The organism is Dactylosporangium sp. NPDC000521 (assembly GCF_042898305.1).
Taxonomy (GTDB): Bacteria; Actinomycetota; Actinomycetes; order Mycobacteriales; family Micromonosporaceae; genus Dactylosporangium.
This window is the reverse complement of the sequence record NZ_JBIAYW010000001.1, coordinates 1,115,461-1,132,600: the sequence shown is the minus strand read 5'-3', so window position 1 is coordinate 1,132,600 and position 17,140 is coordinate 1,115,461. Positions and strand designations below refer to the sequence as shown.

General features: G+C 74.1%; 21 protein-coding genes. 13 read left to right on the top strand and 8 right to left on the bottom strand.

Going from position 1 to position 17,140, the window contains the following annotated elements:
• Positions 1 to 12: 12 nt before the first annotated feature.
• Positions 13 to 828, top strand: coding sequence for a type I methionyl aminopeptidase (gene map, locus ACFY3L_RS05460; RefSeq protein WP_389318969.1), 816 nt, complete (start codon positions 13 to 15; stop codon positions 826 to 828).
• Here map and ACFY3L_RS05455 read toward each other — a convergent pair.
• A complete protein-coding gene (locus tag ACFY3L_RS05455; protein ID WP_389318967.1) occupies positions 764 to 1,630 on the bottom strand; it encodes a phosphatase PAP2 family protein in 867 nt (288 codons plus the stop codon). The genes map and ACFY3L_RS05455 overlap by 65 nt on opposite strands.
• Positions 1,631 to 1,853: 223 nt before the next feature.
• Between ACFY3L_RS05455 and ACFY3L_RS05450 the strand changes: the two genes are divergently transcribed.
• A complete protein-coding gene (locus ACFY3L_RS05450) occupies positions 1,854 to 2,801 on the top strand; it encodes a helix-turn-helix domain-containing protein (protein WP_389318965.1) in 948 nt (315 codons plus the stop codon).
• 55 nt (positions 2,802 to 2,856) lie between these two features.
• Here the strand turns inward: ACFY3L_RS05450 and ACFY3L_RS05445 are convergent, their stop codons facing one another.
• The 4 genes from ACFY3L_RS05445 to ACFY3L_RS05430 form a co-directional block, all read right to left on the bottom strand.
• Positions 2,857 to 3,708 carry a ribokinase gene (locus ACFY3L_RS05445; protein WP_389318963.1) on the bottom strand — a complete coding sequence of 284 codons (852 nt, stop codon included), beginning with the start codon at positions 3,706 to 3,708 and terminating at the stop codon, positions 2,857 to 2,859.
• A 340-nt stretch (positions 3,709 to 4,048) separates the two neighbouring features.
• The gene (locus ACFY3L_RS05440) at positions 4,049 to 4,669 is read right to left on the bottom strand and encodes a rhomboid family intramembrane serine protease (protein ID WP_389318961.1); all 621 of its coding nucleotides are present in this window, start codon (positions 4,667 to 4,669) and stop codon (positions 4,049 to 4,051) included.
• 15 nt (positions 4,670 to 4,684) lie between these two features.
• Positions 4,685 to 4,849: a hypothetical protein gene (locus ACFY3L_RS05435; RefSeq protein ID WP_389318959.1), complete on the bottom strand. Its 165-nt coding sequence runs from the start codon at positions 4,847 to 4,849 to the stop codon at positions 4,685 to 4,687.
• Positions 4,850 to 4,883: 34 nt separating this feature from the next.
• Positions 4,884 to 5,543 (bottom strand): winged helix-turn-helix transcriptional regulator, encoded by a 660-nt coding sequence (locus ACFY3L_RS05430; RefSeq protein ID WP_389318957.1) that lies wholly within the window; start codon positions 5,541 to 5,543, stop codon positions 4,884 to 4,886.
• 50 nt (positions 5,544 to 5,593) lie between these two features.
• Between ACFY3L_RS05430 and ACFY3L_RS05425 the strand changes: the two genes are divergently transcribed.
• Positions 5,594 to 6,322, top strand: coding sequence for a DUF899 family protein (locus ACFY3L_RS05425; protein WP_389318955.1), 729 nt, complete (start codon positions 5,594 to 5,596; stop codon positions 6,320 to 6,322).
• Between the two features lie 78 nt (positions 6,323 to 6,400).
• Complete coding sequence (locus ACFY3L_RS05420; RefSeq protein WP_389318954.1) at positions 6,401 to 6,964, top strand: ArsR/SmtB family transcription factor; 564 nt, start codon at positions 6,401 to 6,403, stop codon at positions 6,962 to 6,964.
• Here the strand turns inward: ACFY3L_RS05420 and ACFY3L_RS05415 are convergent.
• The 3 genes from ACFY3L_RS05415 to ACFY3L_RS05405 are packed head-to-tail and all read right to left on the bottom strand — an operon-like array spanning position 6,931 to position 9,130.
• A complete protein-coding gene (locus ACFY3L_RS05415) occupies positions 6,931 to 7,251 on the bottom strand; it encodes a hypothetical protein (protein WP_389318952.1) in 321 nt (106 codons plus the stop codon). The genes ACFY3L_RS05420 and ACFY3L_RS05415 overlap by 34 nt on opposite strands.
• A gap of 41 nt (positions 7,252 to 7,292) precedes the next feature.
• Positions 7,293 to 8,483 carry a sensor histidine kinase gene (locus ACFY3L_RS05410; protein WP_389318951.1) on the bottom strand — a complete coding sequence of 397 codons (1,191 nt, stop codon included), beginning with the start codon at positions 8,481 to 8,483 and terminating at the stop codon, positions 7,293 to 7,295.
• Positions 8,480 to 9,130 carry a response regulator transcription factor gene (locus ACFY3L_RS05405; RefSeq protein ID WP_363412830.1) on the bottom strand — a complete coding sequence of 217 codons (651 nt, stop codon included), beginning with the start codon at positions 9,128 to 9,130 and terminating at the stop codon, positions 8,480 to 8,482. The genes ACFY3L_RS05410 and ACFY3L_RS05405 overlap by 4 nt, the downstream gene beginning before the upstream one ends.
• Before the next feature lie 101 nt (positions 9,131 to 9,231).
• On the opposite strand from ACFY3L_RS05405, the gene ACFY3L_RS05400 reads away from it, so the two are divergent.
• The 9 genes from ACFY3L_RS05400 to ACFY3L_RS05360 all read left to right on the top strand — a co-directional run bounded on the left by ACFY3L_RS05400 (position 9,232) and on the right by ACFY3L_RS05360 (position 17,121).
• Positions 9,232 to 9,774, top strand: a complete 543-nt coding sequence (locus tag ACFY3L_RS05400) for a hypothetical protein (RefSeq protein ID WP_389318949.1) — start codon at positions 9,232 to 9,234, stop codon at positions 9,772 to 9,774.
• Positions 9,771 to 10,826, top strand: coding sequence for a peptidoglycan-binding protein (locus tag ACFY3L_RS05395; protein ID WP_389318948.1), 1,056 nt, complete (start codon positions 9,771 to 9,773; stop codon positions 10,824 to 10,826). Before ACFY3L_RS05400 ends, ACFY3L_RS05395 begins: the two co-directional genes overlap by 4 nt.
• On the top strand, positions 10,823 to 11,500 hold the full coding sequence (locus ACFY3L_RS05390; RefSeq protein WP_389318946.1) for an ABC transporter ATP-binding protein: 678 nt from the start codon (positions 10,823 to 10,825) through the stop codon (positions 11,498 to 11,500). Before ACFY3L_RS05395 ends, ACFY3L_RS05390 begins: the two co-directional genes overlap by 4 nt.
• Complete coding sequence (locus ACFY3L_RS05385) at positions 11,497 to 12,702, top strand: ABC transporter permease (protein WP_389318944.1); 1,206 nt, start codon at positions 11,497 to 11,499, stop codon at positions 12,700 to 12,702. The genes ACFY3L_RS05390 and ACFY3L_RS05385 overlap by 4 nt, the downstream gene beginning before the upstream one ends.
• 152 nt (positions 12,703 to 12,854) lie before the next feature.
• A complete protein-coding gene (gene add, locus ACFY3L_RS05380; protein WP_389318942.1) occupies positions 12,855 to 13,805 on the top strand; it encodes an adenosine deaminase in 951 nt (316 codons plus the stop codon).
• Positions 13,789 to 14,544: a methyltransferase domain-containing protein gene (locus ACFY3L_RS05375; protein ID WP_389318940.1), complete on the top strand. Its 756-nt coding sequence runs from the start codon at positions 13,789 to 13,791 to the stop codon at positions 14,542 to 14,544. The genes add and ACFY3L_RS05375 overlap by 17 nt, the downstream gene beginning before the upstream one ends.
• A 215-nt stretch (positions 14,545 to 14,759) precedes the next feature.
• A complete protein-coding gene (locus ACFY3L_RS05370) occupies positions 14,760 to 15,026 on the top strand; it encodes a YciI family protein (RefSeq protein ID WP_389319166.1) in 267 nt (88 codons plus the stop codon).
• Positions 15,023 to 16,264 (top strand): RNA polymerase sigma factor, encoded by a 1,242-nt coding sequence (locus tag ACFY3L_RS05365; RefSeq protein ID WP_389318938.1) that lies wholly within the window; start codon positions 15,023 to 15,025, stop codon positions 16,262 to 16,264. The genes ACFY3L_RS05370 and ACFY3L_RS05365 overlap by 4 nt, the downstream gene beginning before the upstream one ends.
• Positions 16,265 to 16,464: 200 nt before the next feature.
• Positions 16,465 to 17,121 carry a DUF2306 domain-containing protein gene (locus tag ACFY3L_RS05360; protein WP_389318937.1) on the top strand — a complete coding sequence of 219 codons (657 nt, stop codon included), beginning with the start codon at positions 16,465 to 16,467 and terminating at the stop codon, positions 17,119 to 17,121.
• Positions 17,122 to 17,140 lie beyond the last annotated feature (19 nt).

Genomic DNA, 17,140 nt, shown 5'->3' with positions numbered 1-17,140 from the left:
GGGAGAGGCGTCGTGATCGAGCTCAAGTCCGCCGACGAGATCGGCCGGATGGCGGTGGCCGGGCAGTTCGTCGGTGAGCTGCTCGCCGAGTTGAGCGGCGTCGCCGCGGTCGGCGTCAACCTGATGGACGTCGAGCACCACGCCCGCCGCCGGATCAAGGAGCGCGGCGCCGAGTCCTGCTACTGGGACTACGCCCCGTCGTTCGGCCGCGGCCCGTTCCGCAACGTGCTGTGCCTGTCGGTCAACGACGCCGTCCTGCACGGCCTGCCGCACGACTACGTGCTGCGCGACGGCGACCTGCTCAGCATCGACATGGCGGTCGGTATCGACGGCTGGGTCGCCGACTCCGCGCTGTCCTTCGTCGTCGGCACCCCCGACCCCGCCGACCTGAAGCTCATCGAGGCCACCGAGGTCGCCCTGGAGGCCGGCATCAACGCCGCCCAGCCCGGCGGCCGGCTCGGCGACGTCTCCGCCGCGATCGCCGAGGTCGCGCACTCCTACGGGTACAGCGTCAACGGCGAGTTCGGCGGCCACGGCATCGGCCGCACCATGCACGAGGCTCCGCACGTCGCCAACGTCGGCCGCGCCCGCCGCGGCATCAAGCTCGAGCCCGGCCTCACCATCGCGATCGAGCCCTGGCTCTGCCGCTCCACCGACAAGATCAAGTACGACAAGGACGGCTGGACCATCCGCTCCGCCGACGGCTCCCGCACCGCCCACTCCGAGCACACCGTCGCCGTCACGCCCGCCGGCCCCCAGGTCCTCACCCGCCGCCCCACCCCCGGCGCGCCGTCCGGCTCCACGACCAAGGACGCCACCGCCGCCTGACCCGAGGCGACGCACCAGCCGGCGGACCCGATCCCGCGCTGGCCGGTGCGGGATCGGGTGGCGTGGCCGGGCGGGCACCGCCGGACGCTGTCAGGCGGTGCCAGAGCCGCGCCGCGGCGACGGCGGCGAGCAGCAGGACGACGCTGCCGGCGATGTCGAGCACGTAATGGTTGCCGGTGGCGAGGACGGTCGCGCCCATGAGCAGCGGGAAGAGCCACGGCAGCAGGGCCAGGCGAGGACGGGCGGGGCGCAGCGCGGTCCAGGCGGCGTACGCGCACCACAGCGACCAGCCGACGTGCAGGCTCGGCATGGCCGAGTAGTGGTTCTGGCCGTTCGTGGTGTCGGTGGAGGCGTCGCCGAAGAGGTCGTACAGGGCGACGATGTCCACGATCCCGGCCAGGGCGAAGCGCGGCGGCGACATCGGCACCGCCCAGTAGACCGGCAGGATCAGCAGCAGCATCGCGACCATCGTGCGGCGGACCTGCCGGTAGACGGCGGCGTGGCGGAGGTGCACCCACAGCAGGACGCCCACGATCGCCAGGTAGTACAGGCGGTAGAAGTACACGCCGACGTGGCTCAGGAGCAGGTGGCCGGCGAGCCAGTGGTTGGCGCCGAGTTCGAAGTCGAGGTGCAGGCCGCGTTCGATCGACTGCAGCGACACGGCGTTCGATGTCGCGGCGGCGGCGTCGGTGCCGGCGGCCGCGTGCAGGCGGGTGAACACCAGCAGCAGGAGCAGCAGGCCGATCACCTCGGGGAGAGCGCCGGGCCGCCCGTCGGTGCCGCGGAAACGCGACCAACGCATCCGGCCACCATAGTGGTCGATACGGCGCCGCGAGGGCGCCCGGCACGAGGCGACCCCGGAGCCCGGGCGGTGCCGTGATGATGCGTCGCCGGGTCCCCCGTTGAACCCGGCGAGACGCACCGCACGCAGTTCACTACGCCGCGGCGGCGGCCCGCAATCAGTTCGAACCTCGTCGAACGGTGCCACCCGTGACGCGAGTCGGTAGAGTTCGACGGTGATCTCGGTGTCGATCGATGGTCCGGGCCTTGCATGCGTGCGGCTGGCGCCGTCGCCGGTCGCGGAGACCCTGGAGTGGCTGCGCCTGGCCGCCCGCGGCGAGCGGCACCGGGAGTTCGGCGATCCGGGCGCCGCGGCACGCTTCGCCCTCCGCGACCGCGACGTCGCCCTGGTCGGTGCGGTCCTGCGCACCTACCGCAGCTACATCCCGGACCTGCTGATGCCGAGCCCGCCGACGCAGGACTGGGACGCCGCCCGGCGGCAGCAGATCGAGCAGGTGCGTGCGACGCCGGCCGCCGACGCCGCCCGGCTGCTGCCCGGCGACCTGCCGCGGGAGGTGCGCGACGCGGTGCAGCGGGGCACGTTCGCCGGGCGCGCGGCCCGGGCGCTGCGCCACTTCTACGACACCGTGCTCGCGGAGCAGATCTCCACCGTCCGCGACGCCCTCGACGCCGAGGTCGCGATGCGTGCGCGGCTCATGGCCCGGCACGGCATCGGCCACGCCGTCAACACGCTGCACCCGAAGATCCACTGGTCCGGCGCGGCGATCGAACTGCGGGTGGCTTACGCCGAGACGTGGGACCTGTCGGCCACCGGCCTGCCGCTGGTGCCGTCGCTGCTGGGCTGCCCGGGGCTGAACCTCCAGCTGGGCGACCCCGCCAACTCGTTCGTGCAGTACGCACTGCGGGCGACACCCGGACCGTCGGCCCAGGTGCAAGGCCCGGTCCAGCTGTTCGGCGCGCACCGGGCCGCGATCCTGCGCGACCTGGACGTCCCGCGTTCCACGACCGAACTCAGCCGGCGGCACCGGCTCAGCAAGTCGACGGTGTCCTACCACCTCGCCGCGCTGCTCGGCGCGGGCCTGCTCGTCCGTGCCCGCGAGGGCAAGGCCGTGCACTACAGCCGCAGCCGCGACGGCGACCAGATGATGGCGCTCCCGGTCACCCACCGGTAGGCCGGCGGGGCGTCGCTGCTGCGCCTGGCCGCCGCCCCGGACGCTCGGCCGGGCGTCAGTCGCGCACGCTCGCGGCCAATGCGGTGACCTCGGCGGCGGTCGGCAGGCCGGCGCGGGCGCCGACGGCCCGGGTGGCGAGGGCACCGGCGGCGCAGGCCAGCCGGACGGCGTCGGACAGGTCGCGGCCCCCGTCGAGGGCCCAGGCGAGCGCGCCGCAGAACGCGTCACCGGCGCCGGTGGTGTCGACCGCCCGCACCGGATGAGCCGGGACCTCAATGACATTGTCCGGCAGGTGTACCCGGCAGCCGGCCGCCCCGAGCGTGACGACCACGGCGCCGACACCCTGGGCCAGCAGCGATTCGGGCGGGCCGAGCAGTGCCAGCTCGTGCTCGTTGGGCACCAGGACGTCGACGTGGGCGAGCAGTGACGGCGGCAAGGGCTGGGCCGGCGCGGGGTTGAGCACGAACGTCCAGCCGGCCGCGGCCGCCAGCCGGCCCGCCTCGGCGACGGCCGCCAAGGGCACCTCGAGGCTGGCCAGGACGACGCCGGCGCCGGTGAGCTCGCCGACGTCGCCGGGGGCCAGGTTGGCGTTGGCGCCGGGGACGACGGTGATCGCGTTCTCGCCCCCGGCGTCGAGCATGACGATGGCCAGCCCGGTCGGCGCCGGGTCCTGCCGCACCCGAGACACGTCCACACCGTCGAGGCTGCCGTAGTCGAACCCGGCGCCGACCCGGGCGACGAGCGCGCACGCCCCACCGAGCCGGCTCACCGCGACGGCCTGGTTGCCGCCCTTGCCGCCGGCAACGGTCGTCGAGCCCGTGGCGATGACCGTCTCACCGGGCGGCGCGATGCGCGGCGTGTGGACGACGAGGTCGACGTTGACCGCGCCGACGACCAGCACGCTCATCCGATCCCGCCCTCCCCGCGCGCGACGGTCATGACGCGAGGTGTGCCTGCGATGTCCACCCCGCGATCATCCTCCACGAGGGTCGCCCGGCCTCCGCCGGCACAGAATGACCAATGAGGTGATCAGTCCACCGTCACGCGGACTGGTACCAGCTGTCGAGGGCGGCACCGGTCGGCGCGACCGGGGAGCAGGAGGGTGCCGCGTGGCCTGCGGCGGGCGTGAAGAGCACCGACGCGGTGAGGCGTCGAAGAGCAGCAGCTCGACGGCGCGGTGCGGGTCGGCCCGGGCGAGCGCGGCGACGGTGTGCGTCGTGCCGAAGTCGATGCCGGGCGTCTCCCCGTCAGACATGCACCGAGCCCATCGACCGCCGTTGCTGGACGGCGAGCGTCACACCCGCGATCGCGCCGAGCGTCGCCGCGCCGCCGTGGACGTCGCCGAGGACGAGCAGCACGACCGCCGCGGCGAGGCTCACCGTCCCCAGCGCCCGGACCTGGACCGAGGCGCCGAGCACCAGCGCCGCCGCGGCGAGGGACGCGGCGAGGCCGAAGCCGACCAGCGAACTGCCCGCGCCGACCGGCAGCACGACGAGCCCCCACAGGCCGCCGAGCACCTGCACCGCGCCGGCGAGCAGGAGCCACCGAGCCGTCCCCCAGCGGCGTTCGGCGATGGTGCCGAGGACGGCCAGCGCGACGAGGTTGAAGACGGTGCCCGTCCAGCCGCTGTCCTGCACGACGAACGAGCTCACGAGCCGCCACACCTGCCCGTCGCCGATCGCCGCCCGGTCCCGCCGCAGCGCCTCGAACAGCCCGGACGCCACCGTCAGCTGCAGCACCGACACGACCGCGACGACCACCACCGCGACGATCGTCGCCACCGGCACCTTCGCGGGCACGGCCGGACGCCGCAGCCCCGCACCGGCCCACCCGGCGGTGACGAGCAGCGCGACGTAGAGGACCGCCATCCCGGCACCCCCGAATCAGTGGGCGAGCGCGACGACCCTGTGGGCGACGCGTTCGAGCAGGTGTTCGTCGTACGGTAGCCACGGCACCGCGGCCGCCGGGACCCTGTGCCGCACGTCGGTGGTGACCGGGTCGCCGTCGCGGGTGACGCGGGCGGTGGCGTCCGGGGCGGGGCCGGTCATCGCCAGCGGCAGCCGTTGTGCGTGGGACCGAGGGTCACGCCGGTGGAGTGTAAAGCCCCACGAGCCGGGCGACGGCACCACGGTCGCCGTCGATGTCCGCGGCGTCGAGGTCGTGGCCTTCGAAGAGGATGCGGGTCCACGCGGTCGAGTCGACCGTCACGGTCGCGGCGGGGTCATGGATCTCGCCGGTCTTCACGTGTACGGCGCTGCGCTCGGCGACGGTGTGGAAGACGTGGACCGGCGGGTCGGCACGGCGGGCGTCGTGGAGGCGGAGCACGACGGCCGGCACGTCACCCGGCGCGTCCGGGGCCATCGTCCGCATCGCGAGGACGGCCGCGTCGGGCGTCATGCCGCCGGCCGTGGCCGGGTCGGGGCCGGCGGAATACCAGCGGCCGAGGGCCGCCAGGACCCCTTCGAGCCCGCGGCCCCACTCGGTGGCGGCATAGGCCCGGGTGCGGGCGAGGTCTGGCAGCGCGACGTGGTCGACGATGCCGGCCTGCTGCAGGGACCGCAGCCGCTCGGTGAGGACGGCGGGCGTGATGCCGCGGACCGCCTCCTGCAGGTCGCCGAAGCGCTTCGGGCCGAGGATCAGCTCCCGCACGATGATGAGCGTCCACCGGTCGCCGACGAGGTCGAGCGCGTTCGCGGCGCGGCACGCGTCGCCGTGGTCGCCGTAGCTCTGCCTGACCGGCACGTCGCCTCACTCTGATGAACGTAGGTCCGACTATGTTTAGGATACTGGACATGACCGCTTCCCAGGATGTGACGCCCGCCCCGCCGGTCGTGGACCGCGCGACCTGGCTGCGCGAGCGGGAAGGCCTGCTGGCCCGCGAGAAGGCCCACACCCGCGAGGGTGACGCGATCGCCGCGGCGCGCCGCCGCCTGCCGATGACCGAGATCACGCCGACCTCGCTGGTCGGGGCCGGCGGCCCGACCCCGCTCGCCGACATCTTCGCCGGCCGCGACCAGCTCGTCGTCTACAAGCACATGTGGCACCTGGACCAGCCGTTCGAGGCCCAGTGCGAGGGCTGCACCGCGTCCATCTGGGACTTCCACGACGCCGCCTACCTGGAGGAGCGCGGCATCTCGTTCGCCGTCTTCGGTGAGGGCCCGTATTACCAGATGGCCCCGTTCCGGGAGTTCATGGGCTACACCCACCGCTGGTACTCGACCTACGGCATCGACGACCCCGCCTACGCCGGCGGCGGCGTCATCGCCTGCTACCTGCGCCGCGGCGACCGGTTCTTCCTCACGTACGAGACCACCGGCCGCGGCGTCGAAGCCATCATGGCCTCGCACAAGCTGCTCGACATGACCGTCTACGGCCGGCAGGAGACCTGGGAGTCGTCCCCCGACGGCTGGCCCCAGGAGCCGACGTACACCAGATGGCGCCGCGACGGCCGTCCCGTGCCCCAGTGGACCAGGCCGTCCGTGACCTCCGTCGCCGACCGGCGCGAGCCGCACTGCCACTGAACGTGGCCTCTCCGGATGCCGGCGTCAGCGGCGTACCGTATTGACAAAAAGTTCTTGTACATAAAGACTTGACTTGTCATGAGAGACGTCGTCTACCTCGACCAGATCGAGCAGGCTGAGGCCCTGCTCAAGCCGCAGCGGATCGAAGTGCTGCGGCAGCTCGCCGACCCCCGGTCGTGCACCGAGGTCGCGGTCGAGCTCGACCAGACCCCGCAGCGGGTCTACTACCACGTGAAGCGCCTGGTGGAGGCCGGCCTGGTCCGTCAGGTCGCCGAGCGCCGGGTGCGCGGGATCCACGAGGGGATCTACCAGGCGGCGGGCCGGTCCTACTGGCTGTCCCCGGCCCTGGTGGGCCGGATCGGGCTGCGCCAGGCCCGCGACCTGCTCAGCCTGGGCCACCTGGTCGACCTGATGGAGGAGGTGCAGGCGGACATCGCCGCGCTCGACCTCACCCGGCCGGACCTGCCGTCGATCGGCGTGTCGGGGGAGATCAGGGTCCGCCCGGAGCAGCGCAAGGCGTTCCTCGACGAGCTGCAGCAGACACTGCAGGACCTGTTCACCCGCTACGGTGGCGCCGAAGGCGACGAGTTCCGCCTGGCGGTCGCCTGCTATCCGAAGGAGAACCCGGCCGACCGGGTCTGACCCGCGCCGGATCGAGATCGCCGGCGTCGGTGCCCCGCGCCGCCGCACAGGTAGAAGACGCTCGCGACGAGTTCGACCACCGCGCCGGCCGCGATGCCTGCCGTCGACCGCGGGCCGAGCCACCGGCCCAGGGCGACGCAGCCGCCGAGCACCAGCGCCTGCGGGGTGCCGAACGTCAGCACGACGACGAAGAACACGTAGCCCCGCCCGCCGGGCTCGAGGTCAGCGTCCGGGCCGCCACCCCCCGCGGCGCCCGCCCCGAACAGCGCGGGTCCGGCGATCCTCACCGCGCCGGCCCGCCACAACCGGGCCTACGCCGGTGCCCCGCTCACGGCGGGTCGCCGGCCGGCGTGGCCGGCGGTGGCAGGGTGACGGTGACCGTCAGGCCGCCGGTCTGCTGTGGCTCGGCGGCGACCGTGCCGCCGTGGGCGCGGACGATCGACCGGACGATGGCGAGGCCGAGACCGGTGGAGCGGCCGCCCGCCGGGCGGCCGGCGGACAGCCGCTGAAACGGCTCGAACAGGCGGCCGACCTCCGTCGACGGGATGGCCGGGCCGCTGTTGCGGACCACCACCGCCGCCGGACCGTCGGGGGCGCCGGTCGTCACGTCGACCCAGCCGCCGGGGACGTTGTGCCGGATCGCGTTGTCCACCAGGTTGCGCACCAGCTGGTCGAGCAGGGCGGGGTCGCCGAACACGGGCGCCGGGCGCAGGTCGGTGGTGACGGTCAGGTCGGCGGCCACGGCCTCGGGGTCCGCGTCGCCGAGCGCGGTGGCCGCGGCGAGTGCCAGGTCGCACGGCTCGCGGGCGACGGCACCGCTGTCGCTGCGGGCCAGGGCCAGCAGGCCGTCCAGCAGGCGCTCGGCCCGGCCGGTCGCGGTGAGCACGCGAGTCGCCATCGCCTGCCACTGCTCGGGGGTGCTCTGCCGCTTGGCGAGCAGGACCTCCGCACCGGTCCGCACGATGGCCAGGGGTGTCCGCAGCTCGTGCGAGGCGTCGGCGACGAACCTCCGCTGGCTGTTGAACGAGCCCTCCAGCCTGGTCACCATCGCGTCGAAGGTGTCGGCCAGCTCCTTGAGCTCGTCGTCCGGCCCGGCCAGCGCGACCCGCTCGTGCAGGTGGTCCTGCGAGATCCGCCGGGTGGTGGTGGTGAGGGTGCGCAGCGGCCGGAGCATGCGGCCGGTGACGATCCACGAGACGCCGACCCCGGCGACGAACGTGAGGAGCAGTGCCAGGGCCGACATCTCCCCGGTGTGCAGCAGCTCGCGCCGGCGCAGCCGCTCGTTCTCGGCCAGCTCCCGCCTGATCGATTCGAGCTTGTCGGCTCCCTCCGGGTTGTCGGCGGGCGCCTGGATCGCGGCGACGTCGGCCGCGGTCGGGCCGTGCACGTTGGTGTAGAGGCTGTTGTACAGCAGCGCGTAGTTGAGCCCGAGCAGCCCCGCGCAGGTGAGGACCAGCATCACCGCGTACACCAGGGTGAGCCGCAGCCGGATCGAGCGGCGCGGCCGGTGCGCCCTCACAGCCGGTACCCCGCGCCGACGAGCGTCTCGATCAGGGGAGGGTCGCCGAGTTTCTTGCGCAGCCGCGCCACGGTCACCCGGACGGTCGCGGTGAACGGGTCGGCGTGCTCGTCCCACGCCCGCTCCAGGAGATCCTCGGCGCTGACGACGGCGCCGGCGGCGGACATCAGGATCTCCAGCACGGCCAGCTCCTTGGTGGTGAGCGGGATGATCCGGCCGCCGCGGGTGACGACCCGCCGGCCGGTGTCGAACGTCAGGTCGGCGCGCCGCAGCACCCGCGGCGCGTTGTTGGCCCGCCGCGCCAGCGCCCGGATCCGCAGCACCAGCTCGTCGAAGACGAACGGCTTCGGCAGGTAGTCGTCGGCGCCCAGGATCAGGCCGGCGACCCGGTCCGCCGCCTCGCCCGCGGCGGTGAGCATCAGCACCCGCGCGTCGCTGCCGCCCGCGGCGAGCGCCGTGCAGACCTGGTCGCCGTGCAGCAGCGGCAGGTCCCGGTCGAGGACCACCACGTCGTAGCGGTTGGCGCCGGCCTTGTGCAGCCCGTCCAGCCCGTCGCCGGCCACGTCGACCGCCATGCCGTGGTCGCGCAGCCCGTCGGCGACCTGCTCGGCCAGCAGCGCCTCGTCCTCGATCAGCAGCACCCGCACCGGACCGTCCTTCCCTCCGCCATTGTCGGTGGATGGGGATAACACCAGCGTTACAGACGCTGTGACGCCCGCGTTGCCGGTCCGCTGCTGCACTGGCCGCCATGAGAACGAGACTGCTCGCCCGGGCCGTGCTGCCGCTCCTGCTCGCCGCCTGCACGGGCGCCTGCTCAAGCGCCCACCCAGGGGCCGGCAGGGACGACGATGTCGCCTCCGTCGACGGCGCGTCCAGGCCCAGCGCGACCGCGACCGGCAGCCTGCAGGAGCAGGCGCTCGCCTACACGCGGTGCATGCGGGAGCACGGCGTCCCGCTCAGCGACCCGGAGGTCAGCGCGTCGAGTATCCGGATGGGGCCGGTGGACAAGGACGCCGTCGGCAACGACAAGCTGGTGGCCGCGGAGGCGGCGTGCGCACAGTTGCTGCCGCGGCTCCCCCCGGCGGACGCGGCGGCGAAGGTGGAGAAGTCCCGGGAGTTCTCGCGGTGCATGCGCGAGCACGGGTTCCCCGACTTCCCCGACCCGGAGGCCGACGGTCACTTCGCCGACGTGCCGCTCGCGATCCGCGACGACCCGCGGTACACCCCGACCAAGCAGCTGTGCGACGAGCACGTCCGCTCCTACACGCCGAGCCCCGTGGTGACCCGGTGAGACGACGCGGACAGGCCGCCGCGGTCGCCGGTGTCGTGGGCGCGGCCACGGCGGCGGCCGTCGGGCTCGCCGGCTTCCGGTTCGGCGGCGGGGCCACCGGCACCCCGGACGCGTCCGACCTGCCGCCGGCCACCGCGCAGGTGACCCGCACGACGATCCTGGACACCGACGACGAGCCCGGCAGCCTCGGGTACGGACCCACCACGGCCCTCGCCGGCCGGATTCCGGGCGTGCTCACCCGGCTGCCGCAGGCCGGTGACGTCATCGACCGTGGTCAGCCGGTGTACCGCGTGGACGACGCGCCGGTCGTGCTGCTGTACGGGGACGTCGCCGTCTACCGGACGCTCGCGCCGGGCGTGGTCGGCGCCGACGTCCGGCAGCTGGAGACGAACCTCCAGGCGCTCGGCTACACCGGGTTCACGGTCGACGACAGCTACTCGGCGACGACGGCCGCCGCGGTGCGCCGCTGGCAGCAGGCGAACCACCTGCCACAGACCGGTCAGGTCGAGCTCGGCCGGATCCTGTTCGCGCCCGCGGCGATCCGCGTCGACACCGTCACCGCGGGCGTCAACGGGTCCACCGGGGACGGCGACGAGGTGCTGCGGTTCACCGGTACCGGACGGGAGATCACCGTCAAGCTGGAGGTGTCGAAGCAGCGTCTGGCCCGCAAGGGCGTCGCCGTCCAGGTCCAGATGCCGGACGGCAGGACGGTGCCCGGACGGGTGGAGCGGGTGTACACCGTGATCGAACAGCGGGACGGCCCGCCGCTCACGAAGATCGAGGCGGTCGTGTCGCTGGGCGACCCCGCGGCCGCGACCGGCGTCGAGGCGGCCGTGGTCACCGTGACGTTCACCGCCGCCGAGCACAAGGACGTGCTGACCGTGCCGGTCGCGGCGCTGGTCGCGCTCGCCGAGGGCGGCTACGGCCTGGAGGTCGTCGAAGGCTCCGGCACGCGGTACGTGCGGGTGGAGACCGCCCTGTTCGCCAACGGCAGGGTCGAGGTCACCGGCGACGGCCTGCGCGAGGGCATGACCGTGGGGATGCCGCGATGATCGAGCTGACCGGCGTCACCAAGGAGTACCCCGGCGGGGTCCGGGCGCTCGCCGGGGTCACGCTGCGCATCGGCGCCGGCGAGCTGGTCGCCGTGGTCGGCCCGTCCGGCTCCGGGAAGTCGACGATGCTGCACATGTTCGGCACCCTTGACCGGCCCACCTCGGGCACGGTCGCCGTCGACGGGCACGACGTGTCGCGGCTGCCGGACCGGCAGCTGTCGGCGCTGCGGGCGAGCCGGATCGGCTTCGTGTTCCAGCAGTTCCACCTCGCCGCCGCGGTGCCCGCGCTGGACAACGTCGCCGACGGACTGCTCTACGCGGGTGTCCGGATGAAGGAGCGCCGCCGGCGGGCGGAGGCGACGCTGGAGCGGGTCGGTCTCGGGCACCGCCTCGGCCACGAGCCGCACGAGCTGTCCGGCGGCGAGCGGCAACGGGTCGCGATCGCCCGCGCGGTGGTCGGCGGGCCGGCGCTGCTGCTCGCCGACGAGCCGACCGGCAACCTCGACACCGCGTCCGGGCAGGGCATCCTGGCGCTGCTGCGGGAGCTGCACGCCGGCGGCACCACGGTCGTGGTCATCACCCACGACGCGTCGGTCGCCGCCGCGCTCGACCGGCAGGTCCAGATGCGCGACGGCCTGGTCGTCGCCGACTCCGCGACGGCGGCCGGATCGTGACCGCGTCCCAGCTCGCTCCGGCGCGCATGGCCCTGCCGGACGTGGTCCGGGTCGGGGCCGCCGGCCTGCGTACCCGGCCCGCGCGGGCGCTGTTGTCCGCGCTGGGCATCGCGATCGGCATCGCCGCGATGGTCGCGGTCGTCGGCATCTCGTCGTCGTCCCGCGAACAGCTCGACCGGCAGCTCGCCGCCCTCGGCACCAACCTGCTGACGGTCGCGCCCGGGCGCACCGTCGAGGGCGACGCGGCGAAGCTGCCCGCCGAGGCCGAGGCGATGATCTCGCGGATCGGCCCGGTCACCGGCGTCTCGGCGACCGGGAAGATCACCGGCGCCAGGGTGTACCGGACGGACCGGATCAACCGGGCGGAGACCAACGGCCTCACCGTCCTCGCCGCGCGGGAGAGCCTGCCGCGGACCGTCGGCGCCACGGTGCGCGGCGGCACCTGGCTCAACGGCCTGACCGGCCGGTACCCGGCGGCGGTGCTGGGCTCGGCGGCCGCGGAGCGGCTCGGCATCGGGCGGGCCAGCCCCGACGTGGAGATCCTGGTCGGCGGCGAACGGTTCACCGTGATCGGCGTGCTGCGCCCGGTCGCGCTCGCCCCCGAGCTGGACGCGGCGGTGCTCATCGGCTGGGACGCCGCCGCCACCGCGTTCGGCTTCGACGGCCGGGCCAGCACCGTCTACGCCCGGACCCGCGACAGCCAGGTCGAGGCGGTCCACGGGGTCCTGGCCGCGACCGCCAACCCGGAGGCGCCCGGCACGGTCGCCGTGTCCAAGCCGTCGGACGTCCTCGCCGCCCGCCGGGCCGCCGACGCGACGCTCAACGGGCTGCTCCTCGGCCTCGGCGCGGTGGCCCTCCTGGTCGGCGGCGTCGGCGTGGCCAACACGATGGTCATCTCCGTCCTGGAGCGCCGCGCCGAGATCGGCCTGCGCCGCTCGCTCGGCGCCACCCGCGGCCAGATCCGCCTGCAGTTCCTCGTCGAGTCGCTGCTGCTGTCCACCATGGGCGGCCTCGGCGGCGTGGTGCTCGGCGTCGCCGTCACCGCCGGCTACGCCACCTACCAGGCCTGGCCGGCCGTCGTCCCGGCGTGGGCGACCGCCGGCGCGGTCGCGGCGACGATGCTCGTCGGCGGCGTCGCCGGCCTCTACCCGGCGATCCGCGCCAGCCGGCTCGCACCGACCGAGGCCCTTGCCGCGCCCTGAGCAGCCGAGCGGATCGCTCGCGGCGCCCTGGGCAACGGACCGGGGCGCTCGCCCGCGGCCTGGGCAACGGTTTGGAACGGCCGGGCACGGCGGTCCGGGCCGCACGGGTACGGTCACTCTCATCGTCGAGAACACTTCGGGGGAGGGCGCCGATGCGGTACGAGCTGCACTGCCACCTTGACGGCTCCGTGCGGCCCGGCACCATCGCCGCGCTCGCCGCCGAGCAGGGCCTCGAGCTGCCCGCTCCGGTGCGCCGGCTCGCCGTGGCGCCACCGGACGTCGGCAGCCTGCGGGCGTTCCTGCCGTACATCGACGTCGCCCTCGACGTGTTGCAGACGCCCGCCGCGCTGGAGCGCGCCGCCGAGGAACTCGTCGAGGACTGGCACCGGGACCGCGTCGGCTACGGCGAGGTCCGCTTCGCGCCGCAGCTGCACACCCGCGCCGGGATGCGGCTCGACGACGCCATCGACGCGGTCGCCGCCGGTCTCGCCCGCGGCGCCGCCGCCACCGGCGTGCGCACCGGGCTGCTGCTGTGCTGCCTGCGCCACCAGCGGCCGGAGCAGAGCCTCGAGGTCGCCGACGTCGCCGTCCGCCGCCGCGACGCCGTCGCCGGGCTCGACCTCGCCGGCGACGAGGGCTTCCCCGGTGCCGCCCACCGCGAGGCGTTCGATCTCGCGCACGCCGCCGGCCTGCCCGTCACCGTCCACGCCGGCGAGGCGGCCGGGCCGCAGAGCGTGTGGGAGGCCATCGACGTGCTGGGCGCCCGCCGGATCGGCCACGGCGTCCGCAGCACCGCCGACGCGGCCCTCCTCGACCGGCTCCGCCGCGACGGGATCGCGCTGGAGACGTGCCCGCGCTGCAACGTGCTCACCGCCGCGGTGCCGGCGATCACCGACCACCCCGCCGACCGCCTCCTGCGCGCCGGGCTGAAGGTCACGGTCAGCACCGATACCCGTACCACCGCCGACACCACACTGGACGAGGAGTTCGCCGTCCTGTCGGCGGCCTTCGGCTGGACCGCCGCCGAGGAGCGGCTCTGCCAAGCGAACGCGGCCGAGGCCGCCTTCAACCGTGAGGACGGTGACCGTGCTGGAGCGAGTTGACTACGACGTACGGCAGCACGCGGTGTACTCGGCCGGGCGCGCGCTGCCTGAAGGGTCCGCGCGGCTCTGGTCCGCCGTGTTCGCCAGGTGGGCGGGTGCGCCGAACCCCTTGACGGTGCTGGATCTGGGCTCGGGCACGGGCCGCTTCACGCCCATCCTCGCGGACACCTTCGGCGGCCAGGTCTACGGTGTCGAGCCGGCCGGACGGATGCGGGAGCAGGCGGCCCCTCACCCGCGCGTGGAGTACCTGGCGGGCAGCGCCGAAGCGATCCCGCTGCCGGACCAGGCCTGCGACGTCGTGCTGCTGTTCCTCGTGTTCCACCACGTCGTCGACCGCCCGCGCGCGGTGGCGGAGATCCGCCGGGTGCTGCGCCCGGGCGGCCGGGTCCTGATCCGCAGCGCCTTCTCCGACCGCATGCCCGACCTGCTCTGGCACCGGTTCTTCCCCGGCGCCCGCGACGTCGAGCAGCGGATGTTCCCGACGGTCGCCGAGGTGACCGGCCTCTTCGAGGACGCGGGCCTGGCCGTCCTCGGCCTCGACCGGATCCGCGAGACGGTCGCCACCGACCTCGCCGCCTACGCGGAGCGGCTCCGCCTGCGCGCCATCTCCACCTTCGAGCACCTGACCGAGGAGGAGATCCGGCGCGGCTTCGCGGCCCTGGACCTGGCGGTCGCCGCCGGCGACATCCAGGTCCCCGTCACGATGGACAGCGACCTGCTCGTCCTCGGAGATTCCTGAGGAACCTGCCGGATCGGGCGAAGGTGTCCGCAGTCCAGGCACCTGCCCGACCGCGGTCTCGGCGCGCGAAAAACTTGGGTGAGGCTGTCGGATCGGGGGTGGCCTGTTCGTAGGTCCGGTGAATCATCGTGAGGACGACCGACGAGAAGGAGCGCACCGTGCAATACCTGGTCTCCGTGATCCACGACAGCTCGACCCTGGCCACCGACGAGGAGATGGCCGCGATCGACGTGTTCAACGACCGGATGCAGGCCGAGGGCTACTGGGTCTTCGCCGGCGGGCTCGCACAGCCCGGCACGGCCACCGTCATCGACAACCGGGGCGGGGAGCAGCTGATCACCGACGGGCCGTTCGTGGAGTCGAAGGAGTACCTCGCCGGCTTCTGGATCTTCGAGGCGCCGGATCTGGACGTGGCGCTGAAGCTCGCCGCCGAAGGCTCGAAGGCGTGCAACCGCAAGGTCGAGGTCCGGCCATTTCTGTGAGTGATGTGCGGGCCGCGCTCACCCGGGCCCACCAGGAGGAGTGGGCGTGGGTGGTCGCCAACCTGACCAGGCGCTTCGGTGACCTGGACGTCGCCGAGGAGGCGGCCGCGGAGGCGTTCGCGACCGCCGTCGAGCGGTGGCCGGTCGACGGCGTGCCGCCGAACCCCGGCGCCTGGTTGACCACGACCGCCAACCGCAAGGCCATCGACCGGATCCGGCGCGAGAGCAAGCGCGACGACAAGCAGAAGGAGGCGCGGATGTTGCAGGACGACACTCCTGCGGAGCCTCTGGGCGCCATCGACGACGAGCGGCTCCGGCTGATCTTCACCTGCTGCCACCCGGCGCTGGCGATGGAGACCCGCGTGGCGCTGACGCTGCGCATGGTCGGCGGGCTCACCGTGCCCGAGATCGCGCGGGCGTTCCTGGTGCAGGAGGCCGCGATGGGGCAGCGGATCACCCGGGCCAAGGCGAAGATCAAGGCGGCGCGCATCCCGTACCGGCTGCCCTCCGCCGACGATCTCCCGGCTCGCGTCGCGGGCGTGCTCGCCGTGCTCTACCTGGTGTTCAACGAGGGCTACCTGGCGACCGGCGCCGACACCGACCCGGTGCGGCCCGGCCTGACCGCCGAGGCGATCCGGCTCACCCGCCTCATCCGCGCTCTGCTGCCGGGGGACGGCGAGGCGGCGGGACTGCTGGCGCTGATGCTGCTCACCGAGGCCCGGCGCGCAGCCCGGTTCTCAGCGACCGGCGAGCTGGTCACCCTCGCCGAACAGGACCGCGGCGCGTGGGACCCGGCGCTGATCGCCGAGGGGCACCGGCTGGTCCGGCAGCGGCTGGCCACCGGCGAGGCGCCCGGGCGGTACCAGATCCTCGCCGCGATCAACGCCGTGCACACCTCCGCCCGCGATGCGCGGGACACCGACTGGTCGCAGGTGGTCGCACTGTACGACCAGCTCGTCCGCCTGGATCCCTCGCCGGTCGTCGCGCTGAACCGGGCGATCGCGGTCGCCGAGCTCGACGGCCCGGACGTGGCCCTGGCGGCGGTCGACCGCCTGGCGGACCGGCTGGCCGGCTATCACGCGTTCCACGTGACCCGCGCCGACCTGCTGCGGCGGCTGGGGCGCGGTCAGCAGGCGCGCGTGGCGTACGACAGGGCGATCGAGCTGGCCGGCAACACCGCCGAGATCGCGTACCTGACCCGCCGCCGCGACCAGCTGGCTGTCGACGCGCCCGGCTGAGACGGCGTGGGTCCCGGACCGTTGCGCACCGGCCCGGGACCCGTCTGTCGTCAGCGTAGAAAGACCTCGAAGGACTTTGTGGCCTGTGATCCATCCCGCAGAGATCGCTCTCTCGGGTCGGCGGATCTACGCCCATTGGCGTAGCGCCGGGTCGTCGCTGGGCTGATGACGCCGCCGCCGCGGTGGGCCATCGTCGAGCCATGTCGAACGAACGCACGGCGCAGCGGCGGCCGTTGCCGGGGAGCCGCCTGTCGCGTGTGACGCTCGTGGTCGCGATCGTCGTCAGTCTCGTGCTCGTCTACCCGTACATCGGCCTCGACGCCTCCGAGAGCCGCCTCGGCGTCGCCGGGACCGCGCACTACGCGACCCTGGTCGCGCACATCTTCACCGCCGCCGTGGCGCTGATCCTCGGACCGCTGCAGTTCATGGCGCGGGTGCGGGCCCGCCCGCGGGTCCACCGCACCATCGGACGGGTGTACCTGCTCGGCGGGGTGCTGCCGTCGGCGGTGACCGCGGTGCCGGTCGCGCTGTGGTCGGGGCGGCCGGTGACGCAGGCCGGCCTCACCGTCGCGGCCGTGTTGTGGCTGATCACCGGCGGTCTGGCGTACCGTGCCGCCCGCCGCCGCGACTTCACCGCCCACCGCGAGTGGATGCTGCGCAACTACGCGCTGACCTTCCTCGCCGTCACCGCCCGCGTGCTGGTGCCGCTGCTGCTGCTGGTCCGGCTGCCGTTCACCGCGGAGAGCGCCGCGACGCTCGCGCCGACGCTGATCCCTTTCGGTCAGACCGCCGGCTGGATCATCAACCTGACCGTGGCGGAGGCGTTCATCAGGCGCTCACGTCGTGCCGCCCGGTAGTGTTCGCCGGTGTGGAGCG

What these genes read in the sequence shown, in the direction of transcription:
- ACFY3L_RS05455 (WP_389318967.1), bottom strand. Translation starts at nt 1,630, where the DNA reads ATGCGTTGGTCGCGTTTCCGCGGCACCGACGGGCGGCCCGGCGCTCTC.
- ACFY3L_RS05445 (WP_389318963.1), bottom strand. Translation starts at nt 3,708, where the DNA reads ATGAGCGTGCTGGTCGTCGGCGCGGTCAACGTCGACCTCGTCGTCCAC.
- ACFY3L_RS05440 (WP_389318961.1), bottom strand. Translation starts at nt 4,669, where the DNA reads ATGGCGGTCCTCTACGTCGCGCTGCTCGTCACCGCCGGGTGGGCCGGT.
- ACFY3L_RS05435 (WP_389318959.1), bottom strand. Translation starts at nt 4,849, where the DNA reads ATGACCGGCCCCGCCCCGGACGCCACCGCCCGCGTCACCCGCGACGGC.
- ACFY3L_RS05425 (WP_389318955.1), top strand. Translation starts at nt 5,594, where the DNA reads ATGACCGCTTCCCAGGATGTGACGCCCGCCCCGCCGGTCGTGGACCGC.
- ACFY3L_RS05420 (WP_389318954.1), top strand. Translation starts at nt 6,401, where the DNA reads ATGAGAGACGTCGTCTACCTCGACCAGATCGAGCAGGCTGAGGCCCTG.
- ACFY3L_RS05400 (WP_389318949.1), top strand. Translation starts at nt 9,232, where the DNA reads ATGAGAACGAGACTGCTCGCCCGGGCCGTGCTGCCGCTCCTGCTCGCC.
- ACFY3L_RS05390 (WP_389318946.1), top strand. Translation starts at nt 10,823, where the DNA reads ATGATCGAGCTGACCGGCGTCACCAAGGAGTACCCCGGCGGGGTCCGG.
- add (WP_389318942.1), top strand. Translation starts at nt 12,855, where the DNA reads ATGCGGTACGAGCTGCACTGCCACCTTGACGGCTCCGTGCGGCCCGGC.
- ACFY3L_RS05370 (WP_389319166.1), top strand. Translation starts at nt 14,760, where the DNA reads ATGGCCGCGATCGACGTGTTCAACGACCGGATGCAGGCCGAGGGCTAC.
- ACFY3L_RS05360 (WP_389318937.1), top strand. Translation starts at nt 16,465, where the DNA reads ATGTCGAACGAACGCACGGCGCAGCGGCGGCCGTTGCCGGGGAGCCGC.